We start from the raw sequence: 13026 nt of genomic DNA, 5'->3' as shown, positions 1-13026 counted from the left end.
CAAAAAAGTTCATTAACCCGCTATAATCCCCGCGTTTTTATTTAGTCACGTCCTGTCGCCAAGACCGTTAACTTCACCGGCAGGATTAACCATGAGGAAGAAATCGTGTTAGAAGAGTATCGTAAACACGTAGAAGAACGTGCTGAACAAGGTATCCCTCCCAAAGCACTGAACGCCGAACAGGTTGCCAGTCTGGTTGAGTTGCTGAAAAACCCACCTGCAGGCGAAGAAGATTATCTGCTTGAGCTGATTTCAGAGCGCGTTCCTCCTGGTGTAGATGAAGCCGCTTACGTAAAAGCCGGCTTTTTAAGTGCTGTCGCCAAAGGCGAAGACACCAGCCCACTGATTAGCCGTGAAAAAGCGGTAGAGCTGTTAGGTAACATGCATGGTGGTTACAACATCGCCACGCTGATTGAGCTGCTTGACGATGACCAGCTTGCGCCACTGGCTACAAAAGAGCTGAAGCACACTCTGCTGATGTTCGATGCGTTCCACGATGTGGAAGAGAAACATAAAGCCGGTAACAAATACGCGACCGAAGTGATTGAATCATGGGCAGAAGGTGAGTGGTTCACTTCACGTCCAAAAATGGATGATAAAATCACCTATTCCGTATTCAAGGTAACCGGTGAAACCAACACCGATGATCTGTCTCCTGCACCGGATGCATGGTCGCGTCCTGATATTCCTTTACACGCGCTGGCGGCATACAAAATGACCCGTGACGGTCTGGAGCCGGAAGAGCACGGTGTTAAAGGCCCGATGAAGCAAATTGAAGAAGTGAAAAACCAGGGTCACCCGGTTGCCTTTGTTGGCGACGTGGTAGGTACCGGTTCTTCACGTAAATCTGCGACTAACTCTGTACTGTGGTTCTTCGGTGAAGATCTGCCTGGCGTGCCTAACAAGCGCGGCGGTGGTGTATGTATCGGTTCTAAAGTTGCACCAATCTTCTTCAATACAATGGAAGATGCCGGAGCGTTAGTATTTGAAGCCGACGTCGAAAAAATGAACATGGGTGATGTCATCGACATCTATCCGTTTGAAGGCAAGATCACGAATCACGAAACGGGTGAAGTACTGGCTGAGTACAAGTACAAGTCAAAAGTGATTCTGGACGAAGTACGTGCCGGTGGCCGTATCAACCTGATCATTGGTCGTGGTCTGACTGAAAAGGCGCGTGAAGCACTGGGTCTGGGTCCAACGGATCTGTTCCGTAAACCTGAACAGCCTGCTGACAGTGGTAAAGGTTACTCACTGGCGCAGAAAATGGTAGGTAAAGCATGTGGTGTTGACGGTATTCGTCCAGGCACATACTGCGAGCCTAAAATGACCACGGTAGGTTCTCAGGATACCACTGGCCCTATGACCCGTGACGAACTGAAAGATCTGGCGTGTCTTGGCTTTACTGCCGACCTGACCATGCAGTCTTTCTGTCACACAGCGGCCTATCCTAAGCCGGTTGATATTGAAACTCAGCACACACTGCCTGACTTTATCATGAACCGTGGCGGTGTAAGCTTACGTCCCGGCGACGGTATCATCCACAGCTGGCTGAACCGCATGTTGCTACCTGATACCGTTGGTACCGGTGGTGACTCGCACACGCGCTTCCCACTGGGTATTTCATTCCCGGCCGGTTCCGGTCTGGTGGCCTTTGCGGCAGCAACCGGTGTTATGCCGCTGGATATGCCAGAATCGATTCTGGTTCGTTTCACGGGCAAGCGTCAGCCTGGTATTACGCTGCGTGACCTGGTGCATGCGATTCCTCTGTACGGTATCAAGCAGGGTCTGCTGACGGTTGAGAAGAAAGGTAAGATCAACCAGTTCTCAGGTCGTATTCTTGAGATCGAAGGTCTGGAAGATCTGACGGTAGAGCAAGCGTTCGAACTGTCTGATGCCTCGGCTGAGCGTTCTGCGGCCGGTTGTACCATCAACCTGTCTGAAGAATCTATTGCTGAGTACCTGCGTTCTAACATCACCATGCTACGCTGGATGATTAACGAAGGTTATGGCGATCCGCGTACTCTTGAGCGTCGTGCGCAGAAGATGGAAGAGTGGCTGGCGAAGCCTGAACTGATGCGTGCTGATAAAGATGCAGAATACGCAGAAGTTATCGAGATTAATCTTGATGACATTAAAGAGCCAATCGTATGTTGCCCGAACGATCCTGACGATGCCAAGACACTGTCAGATGTTGCCGGTGACAATGTTGATGAAGTGTTCATCGGCTCTTGTATGACTAACATTGGTCACTTCCGTGCTGCTGGTAAGCTGTTAGACAACTACGGTAAAACGCTGCCAACCCGTCTGTGGATTTCTCCACCGACTAAGATGGATAAAGCGCAGCTGATGGAAGAAGGCTATTACAACATCTACGGCCGTGTAGGTGTGCGTACGGAAATGCCAGGTTGTTCACTGTGTATGGGTAACCAGGCGCGTGTTGATGCCGGTGCGACGGTACTGTCTACCTCAACGCGTAACTTCCCTAACCGTCTGGGTGATGGTGCAAACGTATACCTGACATCTGCCGAACTTGCTGCTGTGGGTGCCATCGTAGGCCGTATTCCTACTGCTGAAGAGTATATGGAGTACGCTGGTAAGATTGACTCAATGTCAGCTGATGTTTATCGCTATCTGAACTTTGACAAGATGGAAAGCTTTAAACAGGCAGAAGAAGACGCGAAGGCGAATATTATTCCAACACTGAATATCGCCTGACAGGTCATTGATTGACCCGACCTAAGACAGGTTGACAGTTTAAAGGCCAGCTCCCAGAGCTGGCCTTTTTTGTTGCGCAGCTGAATGGGCGTAGCTGTCATAAAGATGAAACGGCATGTTATCTTTCTTAGCCTCCACCGCTCAGAAATAACATTTTAAAGGCATCAGTATCGGCTCGTTGAAGTAATCGCGATACGTAAAATTTAACGTGGTGATTCCAGGTGGTTTGATAAATCAATTGTTAGCATTGCTTACTATTCGGCATGAATGCACGCCTTGTAGTTCGTGAGACTCGCTTTAGCGATTCTGCATATGAGAAGTGTTAGTACCTCTGTAAATTGTTAAATCAAAGTTAATTATAAGAACGTTTGAGTAACTATTTTCATTTACAGGACACTAGGATTTACGGATGCACAAACTCAATGCGATAGCAGTTGCAGTGGTCATTGCCTTTTCATCATCGATCGCTGCTCAACAGACGTCTGACGACAAATCTGAACCACGCACAGAAAATACCAACGACAATGCGCTGGAAATTATTTCTGTCACCGCCACCAAAAGAAAAACCAGTCTGATGGAAACGCCTGTGGCTATCTCAGCGTTAAGCGCAGATACCCTTAAGCAGAACGGCGTAAACAATGTCAGGGATATTGCCAACTTAGTACCCGGGCTTGATATTTCTACGGCCACCGATCAGGCGGCGCCGGTTATCTCTATGCGTGGTGTGCGCTCAACGAATATTACTGAGCTCGGTGACCCTGCCGTCGGCGTACACTTAGATGGTGTTTATTCGCCGCGCATGCAAGGTGCTCTGGCGCTGATGTACGACGTTGACAGGGTTGAAGCCTTAAGAGGCCCGCAGGGTACGTTGTTTGGCAGAAACTCTACCGTAGGCAGTATCAATGTTATTACCGCAAAACCCGATTTTATGGGCAAATTTGGCAGCCTGAATCTCGAAGCGGGAAAGTACGACAGTAAGGTGGCAGATGGATTTATTAATCTGCCTGTGAACGACGAGTTTGCCGTGCGTATAGCCGGGAAGGTGCTGAAAAGAGATTCCTATCTGGAAGGCTACTTTGATCCTAACCAATATGATACCCGTCGACTAAGCAGTGATATTCTGAACGCGCCGGTGATTTCTGATGATTCTTATCAGGGTATCGGCCAAACGGTCACTCAGCGGGAGAACTGGTGGATTGATAATGCCGGAACCAACCCTGATGCACAGCGAGTACGTGCGTTAACGCCAGCGGATGAGTCGAATTTCTACAACAATGCTGATGAATACTCGTTTCGTGTAAGTACCCTGTGGGAGCCGTTAGACGGCAACTTCTCAAATCATACGATTTTTCAAAAGTATGTAAATGACAGCGGCAATAACCTTGACTTGGTAAACTGCGACAAGCTGCGTGGAAGACCTGCAGAGTATGGCGGTGACTGTTCATCCTTTTTGCCCAGTGATAATACATATCAGGCAGTTGTGAATGTGCCTGGTGAACTGAATCTGGATATTACCTACCTCAGAAATATCTTTGATTACAGCATCAGCGACGATTTAAAACTGGTATGGATTCTGGGCTATGAAGACATGGAACGGTCATCGGCGCAGGACAGTGAGGTTGGACTGGATCCCTGGGATGGCGCCACTTACTTTCTGAACGGCACCGGCGCTGAATCTTATTCGACTGAACTCCAGTTGCAGTCAGGCGACAACAGTGACCTTGTCTGGATTACAGGGTTTAATTATTTCCATGAGCAAACCAGCACACTGGGATATTACGATAACCCAATGGATGACAAATCCTTCTGGGATCAGCCCGATCGTTCCACCGACGCTTACGCACTGTTCGGGCAGGCCACCTACGACCTTACCAGTGATCTGCATCTGACGCTGGGTTATCGCTTTAGCGATGAAACCAAGGAAGATGACGGCGGTCGTACGTATCGCTGTTCAAACGCTGGCGGTTGTGCGCCGGGCTGGCTTAACAGAACCACGCTTAATGAACTCCCTGTCGATTATTTTGAAGATCCCGCAATTTATGAATCCTATTTCGCCAATGACAACAAAGGCAGCTGGACTCATCATGATTTTCGGGTTGGGCTGGACTATGACCTGACTGATAAAACCATGATTTACAGCTACGTCGCCTCAGGATTTAAGGCCGGTGGTATTGGTGATGTCTATGAAGTGGTTAATGATCGCACCGGCGACACGACTCGATTTGAAACCACCTTTGATCCTGAAGAAGTGCTGACCTGGGAAGTGGGGGCTAAATCCAGTCTGTGGGATGACTCATTAAATTTACAGGCGGTCTTTTTCTATACAGACTACACCGATATGCAATATGCGTCGGTTGGCTCTATCGGCAATGTCGAGCGTCTTTCGCCAGTTGAAGATGACTCAGGGGCGCCTGTTCTGGATGACAACGGTGAACCTGTGCTGGATTATCAGAACCAACCTGTCATTGCGTATTACACGCAGAATGTACCGGGCTCTACAATCAAAGGGATTGAACTGGAATTTGACTGGAAGCCTTACCCTAATGGCCGTGTTACAGGCTATCTGACCTGGACTAAGGCAGAGGTAATGGACGACTGGATTACGAAGTGGGACTACGATCCGGAATACCTGTTCGATATTTCGTACGAAGAGTCCATCGATCCGACCAACGATACGCTTACCACAAATCTTAAAGGCAACAATCTGGCAATGACGCCGGAGTATAGTGCGAATATCAGCTATACACACAGTTTCAATCTGGGCGAGTATGGCTTTATTCACGCATGGACTAACGTGAGCTGGAAAGATGACTCATACTCTACCGTCTGGAACGTGGATAAACATCTTGATGATATGGATTTTACAGTACCTGATGAAGCCACCGCCTATATTGATGATCATCGCGATGCATTTGCTGTGGTCAACGCTTCACTGAAATACGAGCCACAAAATCAGAACTGGTATGCCGAAGCTTTTATCAATAACGCAACCGATGAGATTGTTCAGTATTGGAATAACACCAGTAAGGGGTTTGCGAAAGGAAGTTTTGGAATGCCACGCTATTACGGGGTCAGAGCCGGACTTAAATTCTGATTCCAGTAATCCGCTCAGTAACCGTTGCCAGTCTGCTGATTCTGTCAGGCTGGCACTTACTGAGCGGATTAATTTTATCTATGTCTGTTTGAGAATATCGATATGAATAAATTAACGTCAGCCGCGGGGCAAACCTGCGCGCTGCTTGTACTGTGTTGCTTTAGTCAGTTGTCATTGGCGCAGCAGTCAAACGTTGACTGGTCCGTAGAGGATAAGCCTGATCTTAGCGATGAGAAAATTGAACGTCAGATTGACGATTTGCTGTCATCAATGACATTGGAGCAAAAAGTAGCACAGATGATACAGCCGGAGATCGGCTTTCTGAGCGTAGAAAAAATGCGTAAGTATGGGTTTGGCTCCTATCTTAACGGCGGCAATACTGCCCCTTATGGAGAAAAGCAGGCCGATATCAAAACCTGGCTCAGGTATGCCGACGAGATGTATGTTGCATCAGTGGATGCATCGGTTGATGGCAGTGCCATTCCTACCATCTGGGGAACCGATGCTATGCATGGTCACAGTAACGTGTTTGGCGCGACATTGTTTCCGCATAATATCGGTCTTGGTGCAGCCCGGGATGCCGATATGATTGAAAAGATTGGCACAGCTACGGCCAAAGAAGTGGCTGCCACCGGCATTGAATGGAGTTTTGCGCCTACCGTGGCGGTGGTGCGTGACGATAGGTGGGGCCGAACCTATGAAAGCTACTCAGAAGATCCTGACATCGTGGCTGAGTATGCAGGCAGAATGGTCCGGGGACTCCAGGGCCATCCGGATGACGACTTTTTGCAGGGCTTTCGTCGTATCGCCACAGCCAAACATTTTATTGGCGATGGCGGCACACAGGGCGGTATTGACCGGGGCGATACACGCCTGGATGAACAAACTCTGCGGGATATTCATGCGGCCGGCTATGTGTCTGCATTGCAGGCTGGCGTGCAGTCGGTTATGGCATCGTTTAACAGCTGGAACGGTAAACGGGTGCATGGCGACAAATATCTGCTGACCGATGTACTAAAAGGCAAGATGGGCTTTGACGGCTTTGTGGTCAGCGACTGGAATGCGCATAAATTTGTAGAGGGCTGTGACCTGGAGCAATGCGCTGCTGCCATTAACGCTGGCGTGGATGTGCTGATGGTGCCTGAGCATTTTGAGGCGTTTTTCCACAACACAGTAAAACAGGTTAAGGATGGTATTATTGCTGAAACCAAAATCGATGACGCGGTCAGACGTTTTCTCAGAGCAAAAATTCGCTGGGGTGTGTTTTCCCGCGGTAAGCCTTCTCAGCGACTGGGGGCCGACCATCCGCAATGGCTAAATGCCTCTGAGCATAAAGCGTTAGCACGCGACGCGGTAAGAAAATCATTGGTGTTGCTAAAAAATAATGACACCACTTTACCGGTGGCGCCTGATGCATCAATTCTGGTGGCTGGTGACGGCGCAGACAACATTGCGATGCAGACCGGTGGATGGAGCGTGTCATGGCAGGGTACCGACAATACAAACGCTGATTTTCCCAATGCAACCTCTGTCTATGCCGGCATCAAACAACGTGTAAATGCTGCTGGTGGTTCAATTCAGTACAGCCAGGATGGCAGTTACGATAATAAGCCGGATGTGGCCATTGTGGTGCTCGGTGAACAGCCTTATGCCGAATGGTTTGGCGATATTCAGACGCTGCGTTTTGCGCAAAACGAAAAAAGCCTTAAGTTGCTGAAAAAGCTCAAATCCGCAGAAATACCGGTTGTCACCGTATTTTTAAGCGGCCGTCCGCTGTGGATTAACCCGCTTTTAAACGCGTCCGATGCCTTTGTAGCGGCATGGTTACCCGGCTCAGAAGGGCAGGGTATTGCAGATGTTATCTTAAGTAAGCCAGAAGGTGGCATTAATGTTGATTTTACCGGTACGCTAAGCTTTTCGTGGCCCAAATTTGATGATCAGTATGTGCTCAACAGACATGATGACAACTACGATCCCCTTTTTGCTTATGGCTATGGGCTGACGTATCAGGATGATACACAGCTTGAAAACGTCAGCGAAGCCATCTCTACGGATATTAACCAGAAGCCTCAGGACACAAAGCCGCTGTTTGTTCGAAACCTTAGTGACGATGTGAAATGGGGGCTGTCTGATGGCGGGAAGCAAACAGCATTAATGGAGACACCCTCTGGTGTAAGCCCGGATGGCAGCTCACTGACAATGCAGTCTGTGAATTTGGCGTATCAGGAAGATGGGCGCAAATTTAGCTGGAAGGATGCCGCATCCGGTAGTGCCGTGCTGGCCTACTCTCAAGCGCATGAAACCAATGTGGCGTTTGATGCCCGTTACCTGAACCTGAAAATTCGTCTTGACGACTGGCAGTCGTCCTCACCGGTGACACTGCAGGTACAATGTACAGACGCGACCTGTCAGAACGTTGCTTCGATAGCTAAACACGCGTCAGTGTTGCAGGAGGGGCAGTGGGTTGGTATCAGTATTGCGGCGCATTGTCAGAACAGTGATAAGACAGATAGCAATCCAGATTCAGCGCTTCAGATATCGGCGCAGGGACCGCTGAGCCTGGCGGTAGCAGAAATTGCTTTAGCGAAAGCGCCAGCAGCTACGTATAATGTGATTTCTTGTCAGGCGAACTAAAAACAGCAGGCAGGCAGGCAGTCTGCCTGCCTTATCTATTAAAAGCAGTATGATGATAAATTTAAGCAGGCGACCTCATCTGTTCTGGCTGTGTCAATGCAGCGGCTGGGCTGTTTATGCGCTTCTGACTGAAGTGATGATAAAGATCCCCAGCGATGAGCCATGGCATATCCAGCTTCCCCATCTTTTCTTAGATACGCTGTGTGGGTTTACCATTACCCTGGTGCTCAGGAATTTATATTTCAGAGCTTACCGGTTAAAAAAGTACGTTGTTACCGCTCACATTGTGCTGCTGGTACTGGCCTCCTTTACCTGGACGCAGTTTAAATGGGTGTCGTTACAGTGGTTATATAATAACCCCTGGAAACTGATGTCCTGGTTTGATTTTGGTACTTGGACCACGGCTTCCTTGACGATGCTGGCAACCTGGACGGCAGGCTACTACGGCATCAAAAGTTATCTGGATGTCGTCGAGCAAAGGGAGCGGGCGGAAAAAGCCACGCATCTTGCCAAAGAAGCCCAGCTTAAGATGCTGCGGTATCAATTGAACCCGCATTTTATGTTCAACAGTATCAACGCCATCAGCACATTGATTCTAAAGGAAGAAAATCATCATGCGGTGTCGGTGCTGGAGAAACTGTGTGACTTCCTGCGCTATGGTTTGTACACCGATCCTTTGAAGAAAATTCCGGTGTCAGAAGAGGTAACGATGTTACGCACCTATGTCGATATCGAAAAAGCGCGCTTTCGCTCAAAACTTAATGTGAAGATTGAAACAGATGCGCAGATTGAATCGTTACTTATTCCCTCCATGCTGGTTCAGCCACTCGTAGAGAATGTGCTTAAACATGGCATGCAACCTAATCAAACTGTATCTGTTACGGTCGAATTCTCGCAGATGGATGACGGGCTCTCTATCGTAGTAACGGATGACGGCAATGGATTTGAAAATCACGAAAATTGTAAACGCGGAATAGGGCTGACCAATTGTCGGGACAGGCTTCGTCTGATGTATCAGGGCAAAGCACGGCTGGTGACTGAAAACAATGCCAGCGGTGGAGCCAGCGTAACGGTTTTCATACCGCACGAAGAGACACTGCAAAATGACACCATTAAAAACGCTGCTGGTTGACGATGAGGAAAGTGCGCTGGAGGGCCTTTCCCTGCGGCTTAAGCATTTTTCTGATATCGACATTATCGGCCAGGCATCAAGTGTTGATGAAGCCATTGCGCTGAGTCAACATCAGATGCCTGATTTAGTGTTTCTGGATATTGAAATGCCAGGGAAATCGGGGTTTGAATTATTAACGCAATTTCAGCCAGAAACCTATCCGGCGATTATTTTTATCACCGCGTACCATCAGCATGCTATTAAAGCGTTTGATGTCAGAGCGCTGGATTACTTACTCAAGCCGGTTAAACAATCCAGACTGGAGGAGGCAGTGGTGCGAGCGCGGCAAACCATCTCGTCAAAGCAACACATGCTGGACTCTGGTCGCATGCTGGCAATGTCAAATGGCGAAAGCGCGGAAATTGAAACGTATAGCGTAGGTCACGATAAACTTGTTATACAGGATGGAGCGGGGCCTGTTACTCTTGTGCCATTTGAGGATGTATTCTGGATTGATGCAGCCGGCGACTACATGTGTGTTCACACTGAAGCCGATACGTTCGTTATGCGTGAAAGAATGAAAAATCTGGTCAATATTGTACCGTCGTACTTTCAGCGTATCCACAAATCCACCATGGTAAATATTAGGTACATTGAACAGCTTGAGCCACTCAGAAACTCCGAATATCACGTTCACCTTTTCAATAATAAAATATTGAAAGCCAGCCGCACATTCAGCAGAGCACTGAAAGACAGAATTATTGTTAAATAGTCCCGTTCACCGGCAATACAATCGCATCAGCGGTCCGAATACATAGCGTTAAGTGCGTTTCTCTACAAATCAGACAAATCAGACAAATCAGACAAATCAGACAAATAAGATAAGCCGGATGCACAGATACGTAACAGTTTGTGTGTTTTAATTCTCGTCTAAATTTAACAGGATATTAACTTATAAATGAGGTCCTTGGATTCTGTAGAACATGCGCAAGACAACGCCACTATCAACGCGAAGGGAAGATCTACCCTGCTTAATCCTGTTAGCTTTTCTTCTTGGGCTCACGTCATGTAGCAATCAGAGCACTGCATCCGGGGGCGGAATAAGCCAGGAAAATTCGTCACCCACTGAGTTTGACAACCCCATTATCAAATACGATACCGATGATCCGACCCGTAAAAAGGGGGACATCATTTATACAGCCGATCCTGCTGCGATGGTAAAAGATGGTACGGTTTACCTCTACACCACCCATGACCAGCAGTATAAAACCGGAAAAGACTATCGTATGTACGATTACCGGCTCTGGACGTCTACCGATATGGAAAACTGGGAAAACAAGGGCGCTGTACTTGAGTACTCAGATTTTGACTGGGCGCGGGGAGACGAAAAAACGGGAAATGCTTATGCACATCATGTGGTGCATCGAAAAGATAAGACCGGAAAAGACCGTTATTATTTTTACGCTACCGTTGAAGGCGGCCAAACGAACGAGGCATTTGGCTTTTCGATTGGCGTTGGCGTGTCCGATAGTCCGGATGGCCCCTTTGAGGATCCTCGCGGTATGCCGATGATTTTACTGGAAGATACCGCCCGGCATAAGAGTCATACCTGGCGTAATATCGACCCGGCTGTCTTTATCGATGATGACGACAGAGCGTATCTTTACTGGGGAAATCAACAGCTTTGGTGGGTAGAGCTTGAACCAGATCTGATTCATTTAAAAGGCGAAAAATATTCAGTCAGTGACGACGGTACGATGCAAGACCGGGATACCAGCGATGTTGAGATTCATACAGTTGACACGCTCCCCAATTTCGAGGAGGCGCCTTATGTATCCAAACATAACGGTCTCTATTATCTGGTTTACGCTGCCGGATTTCCCGAAAGCCTCGCATATGCTACCAGCAAGTCTGTGACGGGCCCCTGGGAGTATCAGGGAATCATCATGGAGCCGTTGCCAAACACAACGACCATCCATCCGGCGATGTTTGATTTCAACGGTGCCACCTATCTTGCCTACCACAGCGCCGAGCTGCCCGGCGGCGGAAGTTATCGTCGGTCGGTGTGTATCGACAGAGTTTATTTCAATCCAGACGGCAGCATCCAGACCATTAAACGCACCTTTACCGGTTCACTATCAAAGTCTGCAGAGAATTGATGCGCTTGTATCGAAAAGGCATGTACACATCAAGGCGTCATAAAACTGGGTAATGAGTGTCTGCAATGCACGGCACAGGTCAGGCCATCTTTTTACCTTTGTGTGTATTTCAGACATGGTCAAATCTATAAAAAGGAAGCCATAACGATGAGCGCAATGTTTACCTCGAAAATGATTGATTCTAAAAAACTGAGCACACCGCGTGTTTCAAGAAGCAGGGACTCGGGAGGTTTAAGATTCAGATTTGCTACTGTGTTGAGTCGCACCTTTCAACATGCAGTTATATTCACTTTATGTGTAAGTGCACTTGAGGTACTTGCAGATACGCCGGATAAGATGACCGAGATTGCGACACCGGCGCAACCTGACGCGATTGAGCTGAAAACGGGGGGCCTGCCGGATGCAAAAGCGAAAGAGGCCTGGCACTCTCAGTACGGTAGTACCTTTGCAAGAAATGTTACTGATGCCACACTAACGCCGTTTTTACCGGATCCTGACAACGCCAGTGGGGCAGCCGTTATTGTTGCACCGGGCGGCGGATTTCGAACATTATCGATGGAGAACGAAGGATGGGAGGTTGCAAAAGCGCTGGCAGAGCGTGGAATAGCAGCCTTTGTATTAAAATACCGCTTAAATCAGACGCCTGCTGATCTTGAAGGCTTCAAACGCTCGATGGACGAGATGTTTTCCAATATTGAAAATCGCCCGCCGCGACTTGGTCCGGCACAAATGAAGGATCAACTGGCGCTGCAACTGCAAGATTCGCAGGCCGCACTGGCGCTGATTAGACAGCGGGCAAAGGAGTGGAATGTTGAATCTGACCGCATCGGCATGATTGGGTTTTCAGCCGGCGCAATGCTAACGATGACAACGACTTTGGTTGCCGAAGATGCTGATCTTGCCTTTATTGCCAATATCTACGGGCCGATTTCATCAACTGATGTGCCAGATGATGCGCCGCCTCTGTTTGTTGCTTTGGCAGCAGATGACCCGTTTTTTGCCAACGACAATTTTGGCTTGATTGAAAGCTGGCATGCAGCCGGTAAACCGGTTGAGTTTCATTTTTACGAGCAGGGCGGCCATGGCTTTGGAATGTATCCTAAAGAAACCACAAGCACCGGATGGTTTGATGCCTTTTTGAGCTGGTTGAAAATGCATAAAATGGTCAATTAACAGGATTATTTGGACAATGCATGCGCTGTAAATTGTATTGCAGGGGCAGACCTGTGAGACGAAAAAGCCGGGCAATACGCCCGGCTTTTTTTGGGCCTGTAGATAATCCACGCTGGCGCAGGTAGACTGCCATAAGC

7 protein-coding genes are annotated in these 13026 nt (G+C 48.4%); all 7 read left to right on the top strand.

Going from position 1 to position 13026, the window contains the following annotated elements; all coding sequences use genetic code 11:
- Positions 1-105: 105 nt before the first annotated feature.
- The 7 genes from acnB to HHX48_RS09175 all read left to right on the top strand — a co-directional run bounded on the left by acnB (position 106) and on the right by HHX48_RS09175 (position 12889).
- Positions 106-2718, top strand: coding sequence for a bifunctional aconitate hydratase 2/2-methylisocitrate dehydratase (gene acnB, locus HHX48_RS09205; RefSeq protein WP_191024406.1), 2613 nt, complete (start codon positions 106-108; stop codon positions 2716-2718).
- Positions 2719-3127: 409 nt separating this feature from the next.
- Positions 3128-5812, top strand: a complete 2685-nt coding sequence (locus tag HHX48_RS09200) for a TonB-dependent receptor (protein WP_191024404.1) — start codon at positions 3128-3130, stop codon at positions 5810-5812.
- A 102-nt stretch (positions 5813-5914) separates the two neighbouring features.
- Positions 5915-8446 carry a glycoside hydrolase family 3 protein gene (locus HHX48_RS09195; RefSeq protein WP_191024402.1) on the top strand — a complete coding sequence of 844 codons (2532 nt, stop codon included), beginning with the start codon at positions 5915-5917 and terminating at the stop codon, positions 8444-8446.
- Positions 8447-8495: 49 nt separating this feature from the next.
- Positions 8496-9578: a sensor histidine kinase gene (locus tag HHX48_RS09190; RefSeq protein WP_223858224.1), complete on the top strand. Its 1083-nt coding sequence runs from the start codon at positions 8496-8498 to the stop codon at positions 9576-9578.
- Positions 9550-10329, top strand: a complete 780-nt coding sequence (locus HHX48_RS09185) for a LytR/AlgR family response regulator transcription factor (protein ID WP_191024400.1) — start codon at positions 9550-9552, stop codon at positions 10327-10329. Before HHX48_RS09190 ends, HHX48_RS09185 begins: the two co-directional genes overlap by 29 nt.
- Before the next feature lie 211 nt (positions 10330-10540).
- The gene (locus HHX48_RS09180) at positions 10541-11716 is read left to right on the top strand and encodes a glycoside hydrolase family 43 protein (RefSeq protein WP_191024399.1); all 1176 of its coding nucleotides are present in this window, start codon (positions 10541-10543) and stop codon (positions 11714-11716) included.
- A 336-nt stretch (positions 11717-12052) separates the two neighbouring features.
- Positions 12053-12889: an alpha/beta hydrolase gene (locus HHX48_RS09175; protein ID WP_223858222.1), complete on the top strand. Its 837-nt coding sequence runs from the start codon at positions 12053-12055 to the stop codon at positions 12887-12889.
- Positions 12890-13026 lie beyond the last annotated feature (137 nt).

This window comes from Salinimonas profundi, assembly GCF_014750655.1.
In the GTDB taxonomy this organism is placed as follows: domain Bacteria; phylum Pseudomonadota; class Gammaproteobacteria; order Enterobacterales; family Alteromonadaceae; genus Alteromonas; species Alteromonas profundi_A.
Note: the sequence above shows the minus strand (reverse complement) of the source record. Positions and strands in the feature narration are given on the sequence as shown.